16 protein-coding genes and 1 tRNA gene are annotated in these 16,289 nt (G+C 53.9%); 6 read left to right on the top strand and 11 right to left on the bottom strand.

Annotation, left to right across the window (positions count from 1 at the left end; genetic code table 11):
* Positions 1-6: 6 nt before the first annotated feature.
* The gene (locus GFR01_RS05740) at positions 7-636 is read right to left on the bottom strand and encodes a trimeric intracellular cation channel family protein (RefSeq protein WP_099181671.1); all 630 of its coding nucleotides are present in this window, start codon (positions 634-636) and stop codon (positions 7-9) included.
* 83 nt (positions 637-719) lie between these two features.
* Positions 720-2,102 (bottom strand): type I glutamate--ammonia ligase, encoded by a 1,383-nt coding sequence (gene glnA / locus GFR01_RS05735; RefSeq protein WP_063904928.1) that lies wholly within the window; start codon positions 2,100-2,102, stop codon positions 720-722.
* Between the two features lie 503 nt (positions 2,103-2,605).
* Here glnA and GFR01_RS05730 point away from each other — a divergent pair.
* The 4 genes from GFR01_RS05730 to GFR01_RS05715 all read left to right on the top strand — a co-directional run bounded on the left by GFR01_RS05730 (position 2,606) and on the right by GFR01_RS05715 (position 6,653).
* Positions 2,606-3,769, top strand: a complete 1,164-nt coding sequence (locus tag GFR01_RS05730) for an aminotransferase (RefSeq protein ID WP_099181670.1) — start codon at positions 2,606-2,608, stop codon at positions 3,767-3,769.
* 77 nt (positions 3,770-3,846) lie between these two features.
* Positions 3,847-5,310: a metalloprotease TldD gene (gene tldD / locus GFR01_RS05725; RefSeq protein WP_099181669.1), complete on the top strand. Its 1,464-nt coding sequence runs from the start codon at positions 3,847-3,849 to the stop codon at positions 5,308-5,310.
* 241 nt (positions 5,311-5,551) lie between these two features.
* On the top strand, positions 5,552-6,406 hold the full coding sequence (locus GFR01_RS05720; RefSeq protein WP_099181668.1) for a hypothetical protein: 855 nt from the start codon (positions 5,552-5,554) through the stop codon (positions 6,404-6,406).
* A 34-nt stretch (positions 6,407-6,440) separates the two neighbouring features.
* Positions 6,441-6,653 carry a hypothetical protein gene (locus tag GFR01_RS05715; RefSeq protein WP_063904855.1) on the top strand — a complete coding sequence of 71 codons (213 nt, stop codon included), beginning with the start codon at positions 6,441-6,443 and terminating at the stop codon, positions 6,651-6,653.
* 3 nt (positions 6,654-6,656) lie between these two features.
* On the opposite strand, the gene GFR01_RS05710 is transcribed toward GFR01_RS05715, so the two are convergent.
* Complete coding sequence (locus GFR01_RS05710) at positions 6,657-6,962, bottom strand: YggT family protein (RefSeq protein WP_063904930.1); 306 nt, start codon at positions 6,960-6,962, stop codon at positions 6,657-6,659.
* A gap of 143 nt (positions 6,963-7,105) precedes the next feature.
* Between GFR01_RS05710 and GFR01_RS05705 the strand changes: the two genes are divergently transcribed.
* Positions 7,106-7,181: transfer RNA gene (locus GFR01_RS05705), tRNA-Ala, on the top strand.
* Positions 7,182-7,332: 151 nt separating this feature from the next.
* Here the strand turns inward: GFR01_RS05705 and GFR01_RS05700 are convergent.
* Positions 7,333-8,241, bottom strand: coding sequence for a hypothetical protein (locus GFR01_RS05700; protein WP_145994558.1), 909 nt, complete (start codon positions 8,239-8,241; stop codon positions 7,333-7,335).
* 545 nt (positions 8,242-8,786) lie between these two features.
* On the opposite strand from GFR01_RS05700, the gene GFR01_RS05695 reads away from it, so the two are divergent.
* Positions 8,787-11,150: a Hint domain-containing protein gene (locus tag GFR01_RS05695; RefSeq protein ID WP_099181666.1), complete on the top strand. Its 2,364-nt coding sequence runs from the start codon at positions 8,787-8,789 to the stop codon at positions 11,148-11,150.
* A 193-nt stretch (positions 11,151-11,343) separates the two neighbouring features.
* Here GFR01_RS05695 and GFR01_RS05690 read toward each other — a convergent pair whose 3' ends face one another.
* The 7 genes from GFR01_RS05690 to GFR01_RS05660 all read right to left on the bottom strand — a co-directional run bounded on the left by GFR01_RS05690 (position 11,344) and on the right by GFR01_RS05660 (position 16,276).
* Positions 11,344-12,996: an ArnT family glycosyltransferase gene (locus GFR01_RS05690; RefSeq protein ID WP_099181665.1), complete on the bottom strand. Its 1,653-nt coding sequence runs from the start codon at positions 12,994-12,996 to the stop codon at positions 11,344-11,346.
* Positions 12,997-13,072: 76 nt separating this feature from the next.
* Positions 13,073-13,825, bottom strand: coding sequence for a glycosyltransferase family 2 protein (locus GFR01_RS05685; protein ID WP_099181664.1), 753 nt, complete (start codon positions 13,823-13,825; stop codon positions 13,073-13,075).
* Positions 13,826-13,829: 4 nt separating this feature from the next.
* The gene (locus GFR01_RS05680; protein ID WP_015072828.1) at positions 13,830-14,330 is read right to left on the bottom strand and encodes a F0F1 ATP synthase subunit B family protein; all 501 of its coding nucleotides are present in this window, start codon (positions 14,328-14,330) and stop codon (positions 13,830-13,832) included.
* 10 nt (positions 14,331-14,340) lie between these two features.
* Positions 14,341-14,901: a F0F1 ATP synthase subunit B family protein gene (locus GFR01_RS05675; RefSeq protein WP_063904865.1), complete on the bottom strand. Its 561-nt coding sequence runs from the start codon at positions 14,899-14,901 to the stop codon at positions 14,341-14,343.
* An 8-nt stretch (positions 14,902-14,909) separates the two neighbouring features.
* Entirely contained in the window at positions 14,910-15,134 is a 225-nt protein-coding gene (locus GFR01_RS05670) for an ATP synthase subunit C family protein (protein ID WP_007284348.1), read from the bottom strand.
* Positions 15,135-15,180: 46 nt separating this feature from the next.
* Entirely contained in the window at positions 15,181-15,930 is a 750-nt protein-coding gene (locus GFR01_RS05665) for a F0F1 ATP synthase subunit A (protein WP_063904866.1), read from the bottom strand.
* Entirely contained in the window at positions 15,908-16,276 is a 369-nt protein-coding gene (locus GFR01_RS05660) for an AtpZ/AtpI family protein (protein ID WP_063904868.1), read from the bottom strand. The genes GFR01_RS05665 and GFR01_RS05660 overlap by 23 nt, the downstream gene beginning before the upstream one ends.
* Between the last annotated feature and the right edge of the window lie 13 nt (positions 16,277-16,289).

Raw genomic sequence — 16,289 nt, 5'->3', positions numbered from 1 at the left:
TGAAGGTTATTTCCGGTAGTGAGGAAGTCCAAGCCCTTTGATGAGGGCGAGGGCGCGCAAGGCAAAACCGGCAGTAATGGCGATTGCGGCTGCGAGTGTTGTGCTGAGGCCTGCTGCGGTCAGAAGCACATAGCTGCAGGATGAGAGTGCCACGGCTGTCACGTAGAGTTCAGGGCGGATAATAATGGATGGAACGCCTGCCAGAACGTCCCGGAAGATGCCACCCATGCAGGCGCTGACAATGCCCATAAGGGCTGCCGGAACGAGGGGGATGCCGTAAGCGATGGCTTTGGCGGAACCGTACACGCCGTAAGCAGCAATTCCCATTCCATCGAACCAGTCCACGGCGCGTTCTGACCAGAGGCGTCCAGGGGTGAACCAGACGAGCAGGGCACAGACCATGCAGACGGTGATGCCCGTGGAGTTGTGCATCCATGCGACCGGGGCGCCGATCAGCAGATCACGCACGGTTCCGCCTCCGACGCCTGTTATGGCGGCGAAGAACATGAATGTGAGGATCGTCAGGCGTTCACGCGCGGCCGCCAGTGCTCCTGAGACGGCGAACACAGCGGTGCCGGCGATATCCAGAACCGGCAGGATGGAGGTTGAGAAAGCCTCGAAGGCGGGGTGCATCATATGGGATGCCGTAGCAGGGAAACTGCGCACAAAAAAGCCCGGCGCGATGGCCGGGCTTTCTGTTTGACAGATGTCTGTTCGGATCAGACCGAATAGTACATCTCGAACTCTGCCGGGTGCGGCGTGTGTTCGAACTTGTAGACTTCTGCCCACTTGATGTCGATGTAGCTCTCGATCTGGTCCTTGGTGAAGACGCCGCCTTCGAGAAGGAACGCGTGATCTTCCTTGAGGGCTTCGAGGGCTTCACGAAGCGAACCGCAGACCGTCGGGATCTGAGCCAGTTCTTCCTTCGGCAGTTCGTACAGATCCTTGTCCATGGCGTCGCCAGGGTGGATCTTGTTGCGGATGCCGTCCAGGCCAGCCATCAGCATGGCAGCGAAGGCAAGGTACGGGTTTGCCGTCGGGTCCGGGAAGCGGACTTCAACGCGCTTTGCCTTCGGGTTCGTCGCATGCGGGATACGGCACGAAGCGGAGCGGTTGGCTGCGGAATATGCGAGCAGCACAGGCGCTTCGAAGCCCGGGATCAGACGCTTGTAGGAGTTAGTGGATGGGTTCGTGAAGGCGTTCAGGGCCTTCGCGTGCTTGATGATGCCACCGATGTAGTACAGCGCGTCGTCAGACAGGTCCGCGTACTTGTCACCAGCGAAGGTCGGCTTGCCGTCCTTCCAGATAGACTGGTGAACATGCATGCCCGAACCATTGTCGCCAGCGATTGGCTTCGGCATGAAGGTGGCCGTCTTGCCGTAGGAGTGGGCGACGTTGTGCACGCAGTACTTGTAGATCTGCATAAAGTCAGCGGACTTCACGAGCGTTGCGAACTTCGTGCCGAGCTCATGCTGGGACTGTGCAACTTCGTGATGGTGCTTCTCGATCGGCAGGCCCATTTCGCCCATCGTGGAGAGCATTTCAGCGCGCAGGTCGTTCTCGCTGTCCACCGGCGGGACAGGGAAGTAGCCACCCTTGACGACAGGGCGATGGCCCATGTTGCCTTCCGGGTAAGCCTTCAGCGAAGAGCCTGGGCCTTCGATGCTGTCGAGCTGGTACGTGCCGAAATTCGGACCCGTGCCGAACTGCACGTTGTCGAAGATGAAGAACTCTGCTTCCGGACCGAAGAATGCCGTGTCGCCGAAACCAGCTTCCTTCAGGTAGGCTTCTGCGAGCTTTGCTGTCGAGCGCGGGTCACGGTTGTAGAAACCACCGGTCTTTGGGTCGACGATGTCACAGAACAGGATGAGCTGTGGCTTTGCGGAGAACGGGTCCATGACGGCCGTTTCCGGGTCCGGCAGCAGGACCATGTCGGACTCGTTAATGGCCTTCCAACCCTGGATGGACGAACCGTCGAACATGAAACCTTCAACGAAGGTATCATCTTCAATGGTGGAGACCGTCTGGGTCGTGTGGTGCCATTTGCCCTTGGGATCGGTGAAGCGCAGATCGACGAATTCAGCCGCGTGCTCCTGGATCATTTCGAACACGCGGGCTACGGCCGCGGGATTTGGTGCCGGTGGCTTGCCAGCTACGGCTTTGGTCTTTGGTGTTGCTGCCTTGGCGGAAGCGCGGCGCGGAGCTGCAGCTTTCGGTTTGGCGGTGGAGGAAGTAGGGGCTTTTCTGGCCATCGATCTGTCGCCTTGCATCGTGTGAACGGCTTCAAAACGATTACGGGACAATTTCCCATCTGTCGAGTACGACACAGCGCTTCATTTTATCATCTTTTGAGGAAAGGAAATGTCCGGAAACGGGGTTTCAACTACTCAGGTATGGCTTTCTCTCATATAAGGTATGGAGAGAATGTTCCTTGGCGTGTGTTGTCCGATCGGGAAAATTCAGGATTTCTCAGGTGAAGACGCGTCTGCCTGTGTGATTACGGGAGAGCCCTCAAGGCAACGTACTGAGGGAGGGGTGGCTTTTCAGGCGTCGCTCCTCCTGCAATGGTAAAAATTCCTTTCTGCTTCTGCCAAAGTGCTGGTTCATGAAAACGCCCAATCGTTATCTTTCGTCGCTTCCCACAACTGTGTTCACGGTCATGTCCCAGCTCGCGGTCAAGCATGATGCGATTAATCTGGGGCAGGGGTTTCCGGATACTGAGGGACCTGCGGATATCATTGCGGTGGCAGCCGAGGCTTTGAAGGATAACCGGAACCAGTATGCCCCGCTGACCGGACTGCCAGAACTGCGTGACGCGGTTGCGGCTTCCAACCAGCGTTTCTATGGGCTGGAGATCGATCCTGCGACGGAAGTCGTCGTGACGTCTGGTGCAACTGAAGCGCTTGCGGCCTGTCTGATGGCGGTTGTGGAAGCTGGTGATGAAGTGGTTCTGATTGAGCCGCTTTATGACACCTATCTTCCCATGCTGAAGCTGATCGGGGCTGTTCCAAAATGCGTGCGTTTGCAGCCACCGCACTGGAAGCTCCCGGAAGAAGAACTCAGAGCTGCTTTTGGTCCGAAGACCAAAGCGATGATTCTGAATTCACCGATGAATCCGGCAGGGAAGGTATTTTCGCGGGCAGAGCTGGACCTGATTGCAGACTTGGTGCGGGAACATGATGCTTATGTGGTCTGCGATGAGGTCTATGAGCATCTGACGTTCCACGTGAAACATATTCCGTTGATGACGCTGCCGGGCATGCGGGAGCGGTGCATGAGGATTGGCAGTGCGGGAAAGAGCTTCTCTCTGACAGGGTGGAAGGTCGGCTATGTGACTGCGCCGGCTGCGCTGGCATCTGTGATTGCCAAGGCGCATCAGGTGATGGTTTTTGCCACGGCGCCCAATCTTCAGCGGGCGGTGGCTCATGGCCTGAATAAGGATGACAGTTACTATCAGGGCCTTTCAGACGACCTGGAACTGCGCCGGGACCTTTTGCGGGATGGTTTGCATCGTTTAGGGTTTGAGACCCTTCCGGCTGATGGAAGTTACTTCATCGTGGCGGACATTACGCGACATGCGCAGGGGCGGACGGATGTGGAGTTTGCAAAGTGGCTGGTTGAGCATGCTGGTGTTGCGACTATTCCAGTTTCTGCGTTCTACGATCCTGATGGTTCTGCGGCCCCGCAAAATTTGATCCGCTTTGCGTTCTGCAAGAAGCCTGAAATTCTTGAGGAAGCGCTTCGCCGACTGGAAAAGGCTCTGTCCTGAGCCTGTCCCCTTCTATTCAGCGTCTCACGCACCATCTCTGAACCTCGTTTCGCCCTCTCAGCCAGGAGATCAAGATCATGTCCATTGCCGCGGAAGCGCTGGGGGCTCTTGCCACGACCGATGCCCTGTTTTTCGACCGCCCGGGATCTCGACTGACCCGGGATGGCGCGGAGGCTCTGGTGGCGCAGGGTCTGGAGGGCGTGGATGACGGAGAGCTTTTCCTAGAATACCGGGAGAATGAAGGGATCTCCCTCGATGATGGAACGATCCGGTCCGCCAGCTTCACGACGTCTTCCGGGTTTGGGCTGCGCGCTGTTCTGGGAACTGAGACGGCTTTCGCCCATTCGGACGAAATGAGTGAGGAGGCTCTTGCGCGGGCGGTGAGCACGGTTGGGGCGGTCCGGCAAGGGCGTAGTGGCATTATGGCGCCGGGGCCGCGCTCCACAAACCAGCGGCTCTATGCTGATTCCAGACCTTTGGAAGGTACGGATTTTGCAGCACGGGCGGCGGTTCTGGGCGAGATTGATACGTATGCGCGTGCGCTGGATTCGCGCGTTGTGCAGGTGAGCGCCAGTCTGAGTTCAGAATGGCAGGCGGTGCAGATCATGCGCCGGGCGGATGCTGGTGGCCGGGTTGCTGATCTGCGACCATTGGTGCGTCTGAACGTCTCTGTCGTTGTTGAAAAGGACGGCCGTCGCGAAAGTGGTGGACATGGGCAGGGCGGCCGATACGAGCTGTCGCGGCTTCTGGATGCCGGAACATGGAAAGCGGCCGTGGATGAGGCCCTGAGGCAGGCGCTTCTGAATCTGGATGCAGCACCTGCGCCAGCTGGTGAAATGGACGTGGTTCTTGGTCCGGGCTGGCCGGGCATTCTGCTTCATGAAGCTGTAGGTCATGGGTTGGAAGGGGATTTCAACCGCAAGGGGACATCGTCGTTTACAGGAATGGTTGGCAAGCGGGTGGCTTCGCCGGGCGTGACGGTTATTGATGATGGCACGTTGCCAGAGCGCCGTGGTTCGCTGAGTATTGATGATGAGGGCACCCCGACGGGTCGCACGGTTCTGATTGAGGACGGTATTCTGACCGGGTATCTGCAGGATCGGTTGAACGCTCGTCTGATGGGGGTTTCTCCGACCGGGAATGGTCGGCGGGAATCTTACGCCCATGCGCCGATGCCCCGGATGACGAATACCGTCATGCTGGAAGGGAGCGCGACCACGGAAGAGATGATCCGCTCAACGAAGCGCGGTTTGTATGCGGTCAATTTTGGTGGCGGACAGGTTGATATCACGTCGGGCAAGTTCGTTTTTGCGGCGTCGGAAGCTTATCTGATTGAGGACGGAAAGGTGACGCGGCCCGTGAAGGGAGCCACTTTGATTGGCAACGGTGCGGATGCGATGAACCAGATTTCCATGATTGGATCTGATGTGGCGCTTGATCCGGGAATCGGGACCTGTGGAAAGGCCGGACAGGGTGTTCCGGTCGGGGTTGGTCAGCCGACTTTGAAGCTGTCTGGTTTGACGGTTGGCGGCACAGCCTGACGTTTCGGAATTTCCGGATTTCGCAAATATGTAGGCACGAATGACTGGGTGAGAGTTGAGGCGCTGCAAAAGTTGCGTATGGTGGCGATGTTTGTTTCATCGACCAACATAATGGTGCTTCAAAATCAACATTCGTGCGTACTTATTCTTCCTGTGGGTTCCATGTTGTCTAAATGGCGTTCAGGTTTCCAAGGCTTTTGCTGCGTCTCAGACTGTTCCTGAGCAATGGTATACGGGGTCTTTGTTTTCGCCTTCTCCCGCGGAAACAAAAGCGGGCGTACTCGCTGTTGAACCTTATTTTCAGGGGGCTGTTCCCTCAGGCCGGTTTGATGCATTGGGGGAAGTCCGGCCTGTCACAGCTCAAAAGTCTGTGTCCCAGTACACACTGATCAAATACGGTCTGACAGATCGACTTTCGATCTATTCGTTGCCGACATTTTCCTATGGATGGGGAAACGGTCAGAGCAGCACTGGTGTGAAATTCAACGATTTTCCGATCGAACTTCACTACAATATTCTGACGGCGCGTCCTGCGCAGTATCGGCCATCAGTGACGGCTTATCTGGGGTTTATTGCGCCCACAGGTGATTATACAGGCCTGTCACAGTCTCAGGATGGTGTTGGGCAGGGGGCCTGGTTTTTGCGCTTCGGTTTTCAAAGCCAGTCCGTTTACAGGGTGATGGGACATGCTGCGCGGTTACGTGTCTGGGCTGTAGGGCGACAGGCTGTGACAACGGCGCATTTGCGCGATACCACCAGTTATGGAACATCGACCGGCTTTTCAGGAACTGCCCATCCCGGAGCGTTTGGTAACGAAGGTGCGTCTTTTGAGTATGGGCTGACAAAACGCTGGGTGATGTCTCTGGATCTTTATGGCACCTGGGCCGGGTCGACTGAACTGGTGGGAAAATATCGCAAAGCCATGCAGGCGGTGCATACTCAGTCATCCTGGTCAGGTTCTTATAATCTTGGGCCCGCGATGGAATATAACTGGAGCCCGGACATGGGTTTCATTGGTGGGGTCATCGTCCCATTTACTGGGCATAATGCGTCTAGAGCCATTATGCCGGAAGTTGCCGTCAATATGGTCTTCTAGTTGCGGAATGTCTGATTGAAGGAGGGCTACTGTTATGGGGCATAATTATGCCAAGCCACTGACCAGCCAAGTGCGTCTTGAGCGTGTTCTCAGCCGCTTGCCGGAGGACTGGTCGCTTCGGATTGAGCGGGAAGCCGGTCAGGGATGGCGGGTCTGGATGCAGCCACCTGCCCACGATGGGCAGTGGAGCGAGCCGCACGACGTTCTGGCGGATGCGATGGAAGAAGTATGGCGTGCGGTGAGGTAGGCTTCAGAAGGCTGGGTGGTAGATCAGCGTTGCGAAGACGCGGTTCACAAGCGGGTAGACGAGGAACTGGATCAGGAGCAGCAGGATCATGGGGGCGAAATCCATGCCGCCCGTACTGGGCAGGATGTTCCTGATGGGGGTCAGCAGAGGTTCGACCACCCGGGCCAGTGTGTTGAACAGTGAGTAGAAAAACCGGTTACGGATATCCAGAACGCCAAAGCCCAGAAGCATGGACAGGATACAGTAAGCCAGAAGGGCCCAGACGAATGCCTGAATGATCATCAGGATAATGGCGTGCAGGGCAAGCATGCTGAAAACCTCGTCGGAAATCGCGAAAGACCCGACAGAAGCCGGGCAGAAGAGGGTTTTGTATCTGTCTCTCAGGGAGACGACAACTCTCTCCCGCAATGCTTGACAGAAAGGCTCCCTGCAAGAACTATCAGAAGTGCCATGGGGCTGTAGCTCAGTTGGGAGAGCGCCTCGTTCGCAATGAGGAGGTCAGGGGTTCGATTCCCCTCAGCTCCACCATGGTATTCTGGGAATGTTAGGCTTTTCGCTGTTCCCACGTGGTAAACAAAGAAAGAAAATTTTGTTTTGTATTTCCTGTGTGATGGGGATGTCATTAAGAGTCGTTTTTTGGGTTGGTAGTAATTTTATCTTCTGAATTAACTAATTCATATCAAATATTTTCGATAATTTCTTTCGTAAGATCGTTAACTGTATTTGAAACGATTTCTCTTGAATTTTTTCTCCAGAAAATCCCGACATCAAGAATTATTTTCTGACTTCCATCAGATACTTCTTTTGCACCGGATCCATATTTGATTTTTTTCAAAAAGGATAAAGGAGACATTCCAATAGTGTCATCGTTATCTATAAAAGTTGTTGCTCCTATAGTTGAATTTATCTCGATGAGGTTTTTGGGAGATTTTAATCCATTATATTCTAAGATTGATTCAAATTTATCCCTCATTGCTGTGCCTCTCACAGGTAAAATCCATATTTTAGACTGCAAAGTTTTCCAATTTTTTATTATATAATCTACGGTATATATATTTGTTCTATCAAAAATTACGCACTCGTCTTTCACTATGTATTTATAATCTAATCTGTCATCTATTATTTCACTGTAAGTGCTGGCGAATATTATGTCTGTTTTTCCTTTTAGTAAATTGGAAAAAATCTGGTCTCTTGACCCATAATTAATAGAGAAATTAATTCCTTTTTTTCTTTTCAAATTTAGAACGCAATTCATCATAGCGGATATAATAGAGTTCGATTGAAATGATATGCTTATGTATTTTTGGTCATTGTAGATATTGTCAATATCTACAATCATACGATCGATTTCTTTTTCAATGAGAATGCTCGATTCAACTACTCTTTTTGCGATATCATTGGGAATGAAGCCCTTCCGAGTTCTTGAAAAGAGCGTTTTCCCAATAATTTTTTCAAATTCGATACAGCTTTTTGATATTGCTGCAGGTGTTATAGACATAACATCAGAGGCATTTTTTAAATTTTGTATTTTATATAAATTTTTTACGACATCTAAGTGTCGCATCTTTATATTTGATTTTCTTTTCATATAGCAATCAATACCTGTTTAATAAAAATATTGCGGGGATCATCGACGGAATTTTGCGTGATCATATGGATGGTAAGCGAGACAGCTGTCTTAAAGACAAAAAAATCTCAAAAAACCCCCATGATACAATTTGTTTAACATGCAAATATCAATTATTGATTGATATTTGCATTTGTTAATGAAAGAAAAAATACCATAACTTATTGATTTTAATGTATTTATAAAATTTTTTTGCTGCATATGGGTTAAGTGAGAGAAAAGTTTGTCAACTTTTTTTCTATCGTTAAAAAATTCATCCCTTCTCGTATCCATCGGAAATGTGCCTCTATCTACGTGACGAGATTCTTCAAACTAGCTTGGATGGAGACGTTTTTTATTTAGAGATTGGGTGTTTTTCCATTTGGAAGAATATCGAATTTTGCAAAAACGAAAAAAGTCCATGAAAATTGGAATCCCAAGTGAATACGAAGAATTTTTAAATAGTTTACCTGATAATTTTTATTTTTACCTCAGGTAATACTTTTAATAAACGTGGAGAATTAGTTATGAGTCATGTATCAAATGGCGTTTTGTATGTAGATGGTTACATTCAGAGTGGAACTGACCCTGGAAGTTTCTATGGGTCCAGTTTTTCGTCCGTTAATGTTTCTTCCGGGGGCACGTATGCGAGTGCAACGGTTATTAACGGAGGAACGCTAATTGTACAGAGTGGTGGAATTGCTTTTGCTGACACTATTTCATCCGGCGGAACGCTTACGGTTCTAGCAGGTGGTTCTGGTAGCTATATTACGTTAGCTGCGGGTGCGACTTTCAATGTCGGAACGACTTATGACAATCAGCATCAAGGCTCTCTGACAGCTCTTTCGGGAACTACAATCAACGTTCTTTCCGGCGGAGCGCTCTCCAACCCAGATGCTGCGAACCACGGCACCATTAATGTCAGCAAGGGAGGAGTGGTCAGTAACGCTATCATTTCCAGTGGAGGCGGCCTGACTGTTTCTTCTGGCGGAACGGTGTCGACTGCAACGGTTAATGCTGGGGGATCTGCGACTTTCTCGGCGGGAGCTACTACTTCAGCTCTGACGCTTAATGGTGGCACAATTGATACCTATGTCACTCCGAACTTTGTTGCGGGCGGTGTTGTTAGCGGCACTCTGATTTTCGAGAGTGGTGTTAGCGATGGCGGCTATCAGAAACTCGGCACGGGCGTAACAATTGAGCTTAAATCTGGTGCATCTCTTTCTAACAGCACCATTGGTTCGGGAAATACCGTGGCAGTGTGGTCTGGTGCCACCGCAAGCGGTTTGGTGATGAGCAGTGGTGGCGGGCTTGGGGTCGCCGGAGTAGCGTCTAACACGACTGTTCTCAATGGTGGCGTTGTAGATGTCGGATCGGGTGGTTTGGCCACTGGTACCACTGTTAGCAGTGGCGGAACTGTCTACGCTGCGTCTGGTGGAACAATTGGCACCACGACGGTTTCAAGTGGCGCAACTCTGAGTGCTGCTGCTGGAGCTACTCTTTCAGGCACTGTCACGACGACCAACGGTGCAAAGATTATCATTCCGACCACGGCTGGCGGCACTGTTAATCTGCAGGGCGACAGCAATGTCGGTCTGACTATTACGGGTTCGGGCAGCCCGACCACAGTGATCTCGGGCTTTTCCGCGAATACAACTGCCGGGACGTCAGATGGTATCACGCTTGAGAGCGTCAAGGCTGCGGACGTGGTTGCCGTAAGTTATCCGGATACGGATCATGTTACGTTCACCCTGAAGGACGGTTCAGCCGTTTCCCTGAATATTATCGGCGTTAAAAATGTTGGTTATACCCTGTCGTCAGACAGTAGTGGTGACCTTGTTTATGAGGTCTGCTTCCTGGCTGATACGCTGGTAGCCGGGCCGAACGGCGACACAGTTGTTCAGGATCTCGTTCCAGGAGATATCATCACGTCTTATCGTGATGGCGTAACGAGCAGCAGCAAAGTTTCCTGGGCCGGGAAGGCTCACTGCGTGATCCGCCCTGAAAAAGCGGATGATGAAGCAGGCTATCCTGTGCGGATTGTCAAAGATGCAATTGCACTGGGCGTGCCTTTCAAGGATCTGCTTGTCACCTCAGAGCATTGCCTGTTCCTGGATGGAAAATTCATCCCCGCTCGCATGCTTGTAAACGGCCGTTCGATCTTTTTCGACAAATCCTTCACATCTTATGACTATTTCCATATCGAGACCGAAGATCATTCAGTCATCGTGGCCAACGGTGCCTTGACGGAAAGTTATCTGGATACTGGAAATCGCCGTGCGTTCCGTCAGGAAGGGAATGTCTTTGTCTTTGGTCAGCAGGCCAAGTCCTGGGAAACGGACGCAGCGGCTCCTCTGGCAGTGTCTCGGGAACTCGTCGAACCCGCATATCGTCTGATTGAGCAACGTGCGCAGGTACTTCAGTTTGAAATTCAGACGCCTGCTATTACCACGGTTGTCGAGAGTGATCTGCACCTGGTGTCCAATAATGGTCACCGGATTGAGGCACTGCGGACAGTTGATGGACGCACCATGTTCATGATTCCGGACGGAGTGAATTCTGTTCAGGTTGTTTCGAACAGTAGTCGCCCTTCCGATGCGATTGGCCCGTTTGTTGATGATCGGCGCATGCTTGGTGTGTTGGTCAGTGACATTTCGTTCTTCGACAGTGGGGTGACGAAAAATATTTCAACTCATCTCTCTGACGACACTCTGAGTGGTTGGCACGACAGGGAGCATGCTCCAATGCGCTGGACGAATGGAAATGCGTTTCTTCCTCTTGGTGAACGCATGCCGGGCAGCATTGGTCTTCTTGCTCTCAAAATTGAGGCGGCAGGTCCTTATGTTGTCCGCAGTTCAGAGTCTGTGGATAGTGTCTTGAAAATTGCCTGATATATCAGGTGCCTACCCGCATTATGCGGGTAGGTTTTTATGATTCTTTACTGATTACGTTTTCTGAGATGACTGGCGTTAAATCGCCTTTATTCGCTGACCACAATTTCTATAAAGACGTGGATTGTACAAACTCTTCTCGGGTATCTGAAATTCCAAGAAGAGCATGTTCCACGTGGTTCAGTGAAGGATCTTAATCCGGGGCGAAAAGGCCCAGATCGAGATGATGACCGTTTGAATAGTTTAGGCCTTTGATCCGCCCGTATTCGACGACGCTCATCCCACTTTTTGCTAGCGCATTCTGGAAAACTTTTTCGTCTTTACGGTCCACGAGCGCGAGTGTGCATCGGGGGCTCTTTTGCAGATACAGCGCAGCCGCTTCGGGACCAAGCAACTGGGTCTGTTCACCTGCCAGAAAAACCAGACTTGGTTCAGAATAAGACGTGGAGACCAGCACGCTCTGATCGCAGGGTTTGACCTCTTCGAAAAGAGCGGCAACGCGAGGTGCCAGACGGATTGTTTGAAGGTTGGGTATGACAGCCAGGAAAAGACCTGCCTGTGCGATGACTGCCGCACCCATTGCGCAGAAGGCCGCCTGTTGCCGATGCTGACGCAGCAGCAGAAAAATTGCTGCTCCCATTAAGGGGAGTGTACCGCAGAGAGCCAAGCCTTCGCGTAAGGAAAATACGTGTTCCATCTTGTACAGCAGGACCGTACCAGCGAAGCAGAACGCTACTCCGATGATAGCCCAGAGTACCCCATAGAACCCGAGAGCGGCTTTGCTCCACCGGGATAGGGTGGGAGTGGTCCAGACAGTGAGGGAGGCTGCTGTCAGGATGGCTATGGCTGGATAGGTGGGGAGGACGTAGTGCGGCAGCTTAGTTGCGATGAGCTCGAACACGATCCAGTGGGGAAGGATCCAGCTTAGTAGGAAGCGGACCTGTGGAAGTTTTCTGTTCTTCCAGATGGCAGGGAGTGCCAGAGCTGCAAACAGGGATCCTGGCCAGAAGGCCAGTGCGAAAACCAACAGGTGGAACCCAGGAGGAAGACCATGTGCTTCCTGGCCGTGTGCGACTTTGCCTAAGAAATTCCGGCCGATGGCGCGTGAGAAAAAGTCGCCGTGGCTAACGACTTCAATTGCGATGCACCAGGGCACAACCACGGCAACCATGAGAAGCCAGCCCCAGCTGGGACGGAGACGGGACCACCATGCCTTGTCTCGTTCCACGGCCCAGAGCGCGAGTGGCGTGCCGAAGCCGGGAATGAGGACGACAGGCCCTTTGAGCATGAGACCTGCTCCAAGGGCTAACCAGTAACCGCATGCGACCAGAACCGGGGTAGGGATATTTTTCTGGCGATCAAGGAAGGCACGCAGAAGCATCGCTTCAAAGCACAGGACATCCAGCAGCAGGACCGTGTCGATCGTTGCCATATGGCTTTCGGCGACGAAGAGCGTTGAGACCATCAGCAGGCCGGCAGCCAGCAGGCCGGTTGTTGCTCCAAAGAGGACTGTTCCCATCCAGGCTGTCAGCGGAACAATGAGGGTGGCTGCCAGAAGACTGGGAATACGGTAGGGCCAGGTCTTTCTGAGAACGCTCGGTCCGAAAAACTCCTTGGCGACTTGTGCGGAAGAGGCTTCCAGCCAGTAGATGCCTGCGGGCTGTAGGTAGCGGGGTTTGTCCTGAAAACGAACATCTACGAAATTGCCGGACGTCAGCATCTGCTCGGATGCTTCCATATATCTCGGCTCATCCCGATCGAGCGGAGGTAGGGTCATGCGTCCTGACAGGGCGAGCAGAAATGTTACCAGCCCGAGAAGGGCATAGTGCCGGAATGTCAGTTTCATGGTGAGGCTCCGTTCCGGTCCATCACGGAATGGTGGACGGAGACAGACCTAAAGACCATCCCCGATCTTGGATGGATCAGTGTTCGGTCAGATGATCAGGCAGGTGAGTACGGTTCTGTAGCCACATGACACCCAGCAGATCGCGGATGCCAACAAGAGCCCGATTGAAGTTGGTGTATTTGGAAGAACCGTGCAGGCGCGCACGATGTTGGACTTCATGGCAGATCAGCGGTGCGCCGTAATGTCCCAGCAGTGCTGGCAGGAAGCGATGGACACCCTCGAACTGCGGAATACGCAGGAACATCTCGCGGGAGAAAAGCTTGAGGGGGGCCCCGGTATCCGGACAGCCATCGTTCAGAAGTCTGCGGCGCAGGCCGTTAGCAAGCTTTGTGGCGATACGACGTGACAGCCTGTCATTTCGCTTGCGCCGAACGCCCACGACCAGCGGAGGATGGGAGTTGGCTGTACGGGCCAGTTCCAGCATCCGGATGATGGAAGACGGATCGTCTTGCCCATCACCGTCGATGGTTGCCATCCATTCTCCATGGGCCGCGGTTGCACCTGTTCTCAGGGCTGCGGATTTTCCAAGGCGACGCGGGTGGCTGATGATTCTGAGATTGGGAAGATACTGCTGCCGTGCTTCGAGAAGCTTCTGGACGGTGGCGTCTGCGCTACCATCGTCAACGACGACAACTTCAGTATTTTCTGGAAGGCGGTCAAGAACTCCTGCGAGTTCCTGACACACCGGGAGTATATTCTCCGCCTCGTTTAATACCGCCATGACAATGGAAAGAGTCACGGACGTCTGCGATGGACGGAGGGCTGTCATAGGCTCAGGCCGCGGAACGGCGCAGAGCTTCCGGAAGGTTCTGAATGCTCTGCTCAATCAACTGGGCAGCAACGTCCGGGCTTTCGGAAAGGCGGGAAGCCACAACGTCACGTGCTGCGGAAATAGCGATTGCCGTTGCACGTTCCTGAACTTCGCGGATGGCAGCACGTTCAGCTGCTTCAATGCGATCGTGAGCCATTTTCTCGTAACGAGCAGCAGCAGCTTCCGCTTCGTGACGGGCGCGTTCTGCAAGAGCAGCAGCTTCCGTCTCGGAGCGGGCGATCATGGCCTGCGTTTCAGCAAGCGTCTTTTCGCGTTCGCGGGTTGCATCTTCCAGCATCTGCTCGGCTTCACGACGAAGGCGTGCTGCTTCGTCGAGATCGCGACGGACGCCTTCTGCGCGGGCATCAAGATGGCTCGTGATGACGGCCCAGAGCTTGCGACCGAAGATCACAAAGAACAGGACGAAAGCCAGGGCGGTCCAGAAACGGGGTTCTTGGAACATCGTCGTCTCCTTAAGCGCTGACGCGTTTGACGGCGCTGGCGATAGTCTGCTCGTCCTGCTCCCCGATCAGACGGGAAACGAGGTTCTGGGCGGTACCGGTAGCGATGGCGGGCAGGCTGGACAGTGCCTGTTCGCGGGACTGGGCGATCCGTGCTTCGGCATTCGCAATATCAGCTTCAAGACGCTTTGCGGTTTCCCGTGCGTGCGTTTCGGCGCTGAGGCGAGCCTCGTTCTGGATGCGCTCCACATTGGCCCGGGCCTGTGCGGCCGCTTCATGGCGGGTGCTCAGAAGTTCGGCGCTTGCGCGGTCGGACTCTGCTTTCGCACGGCGGGCAATATCGAGGTCATTTTGGATGCGGGTGCGTCGGTTGGACAGCACGCGCTCGATCCGCGGCAGAGCGGAGCGGCTGAGGACAATGTAGAAGCCGGCAAAGATGACGGCTCCCCAGACGACCTGTCCGATCAGCAGCGGATCATGGACGTTCAGCTGGGGCATGCCCGCAGCCACAGCTCGGCCCGGCACAGCCGCCAGCGGAGCGGCGAACAGGAAAAGACGTGGCGTGCGGTGCATGTTCGACCTCAGGCGAACAGGATCAGGAAGGCGATCAGCAGCGCGAACAGAGCAACAGCTTCTGTCAGCGCGAAGCCGAGCATGCCGAGGCCGAAAACGTGCGGGCGGGAAGCCGGGTTGCGAGCGATGGAGCTCACGAGCGTCGAGAAGATGTTGCCGAGGCCGATGCCGACGCCTGCGAGGGCGATTACTGCAATACCGGCGCCGATGTCACGAGCGGCTTGAACGTCCATGGTCAGGTTCCTTTAGGGTCGATACAGGGGTTGTGCAAAACCGCGCTCAGTGAGCGACGGCCTCGCGCAGATAGATGCAGGTGAGGATGGCGAAGACGTATGCCTGAAGCACACCCACCAGCAATTCCAGAGCCGTCAGTGCGATGTTGATCGCGATCGGGGCAACGGCCAGGATATGACCGAAGAAGCCCAGACCGGCGAGCATGATCGTGAAGCCGGCAAACACCTCGAGCAGAACGTGACCGGCCACCATATTGGCGAACAGACGGATCGACAGGCTGACGGGGCGAGAAAGGAAAGACAGGATCTCGATCGGCACGAGCAGCGGCGACAGCCATACAGGGGCGCCAGCTGGCATGAAGTGCTTGAAGAAGCCCAGACCCTGGAAACGCAGGGAGGCCAGGATCGAGATCAGGAACACCGTGACGGCCAGTGCAAGGGTGACTGCAATGTGGCTCGTGTAGGTGAAGGAGAAGGGAAGGAGGCCGAGATAGTTACCGGCGAGAATGAAGAAGAACAGAGCGAACACGAACGGGAAGAAAGCGGTGCCTTCTTCGCCCATCGTGCCGATGGCAAGGTCGTGAATGAAGTCGTAGCCGATTTCGGCTGCAGCCTGGAGACGGCCTGGAACGACGGAGGCCGGGCGCATTCCGATGAAGAGGAATGCGAGCACCAGCACAACGGCGATCAGCATGAACAGTGGAGACTGTGAGAACCGCAGAGCTTCGCCCAGAGATCCGAGAACCGGATGGAGCTCGAACTGTCCGAGCGCGTCAATCGTCGATCCGGCTGCCACGCTGGCTTCTCCCGTCATCTTTTGGCTCGGGTACCATGCCCGGCCCATTCAACACCCGCCAGACATTCATCATGCCGGCACCAAAACCCAACAGGGCAAAAATCAGCAGGAACAAGACCCTGTAACCCAGCCAGCGGTCAAGAGCGTAACCTAACGCCACACCCACCGCCAGACCAGCTACGAGCTCTGTTCCGACCCGGATCGCAACACCGAAAGAAGCAATGGAACTGCTGTCTTCTTCGGTGGACTTTGTAGAAAACTCTTCCGAATGGGGGTTAAGCTTCTTCCTTGCGCGGTTAAGGCGCTCATCGAAGTTGCCATCCTCATTGGAAGGGGCGTTTCCCACGCTGTCTGATCCC

This window comes from Gluconobacter frateurii (assembly GCF_002723955.1).
Classification (GTDB): domain Bacteria; phylum Pseudomonadota; class Alphaproteobacteria; order Acetobacterales; family Acetobacteraceae; genus Gluconobacter; species Gluconobacter frateurii.
This window is presented reverse-complemented; position numbering and strand designations above follow the sequence as displayed.

Coding starts and splice junctions, on each gene's coding strand:
- GFR01_RS05680 (WP_015072828.1), bottom strand. CDS start 14,330: ATGTTCCAAGAACCCCGTTTCTGGACCGCCCTGGCTTTCGTCCTGTTC.
- GFR01_RS05730 (WP_099181670.1), top strand. CDS start 2,606: ATGAAAACGCCCAATCGTTATCTTTCGTCGCTTCCCACAACTGTGTTC.
- GFR01_RS05695 (WP_099181666.1), top strand. CDS start 8,787: ATGAGTCATGTATCAAATGGCGTTTTGTATGTAGATGGTTACATTCAG.
- GFR01_RS05670 (WP_007284348.1), bottom strand. CDS start 15,134: ATGGACGTTCAAGCCGCTCGTGACATCGGCGCCGGTATTGCAGTAATC.
- GFR01_RS05675 (WP_063904865.1), bottom strand. CDS start 14,901: ATGCACCGCACGCCACGTCTTTTCCTGTTCGCCGCTCCGCTGGCGGCT.
- GFR01_RS05715 (WP_063904855.1), top strand. CDS start 6,441: ATGGGGCATAATTATGCCAAGCCACTGACCAGCCAAGTGCGTCTTGAG.
- glnA (WP_063904928.1), bottom strand. CDS start 2,102: ATGATCCAGGAGCACGCGGCTGAATTCGTCGATCTGCGCTTCACCGAT.
- GFR01_RS05685 (WP_099181664.1), bottom strand. CDS start 13,825: ATGACAGCCCTCCGTCCATCGCAGACGTCCGTGACTCTTTCCATTGTC.
- GFR01_RS05690 (WP_099181665.1), bottom strand. CDS start 12,996: ATGAAACTGACATTCCGGCACTATGCCCTTCTCGGGCTGGTAACATTT.
- GFR01_RS05710 (WP_063904930.1), bottom strand. CDS start 6,962: ATGCTTGCCCTGCACGCCATTATCCTGATGATCATTCAGGCATTCGTC.
- GFR01_RS05700 (WP_145994558.1), bottom strand. CDS start 8,241: ATGAAAAGAAAATCAAATATAAAGATGCGACACTTAGATGTCGTAAAA.
- GFR01_RS05740 (WP_099181671.1), bottom strand. CDS start 636: ATGATGCACCCCGCCTTCGAGGCTTTCTCAACCTCCATCCTGCCGGTT.
- tldD (WP_099181669.1), top strand. CDS start 3,847: ATGTCCATTGCCGCGGAAGCGCTGGGGGCTCTTGCCACGACCGATGCC.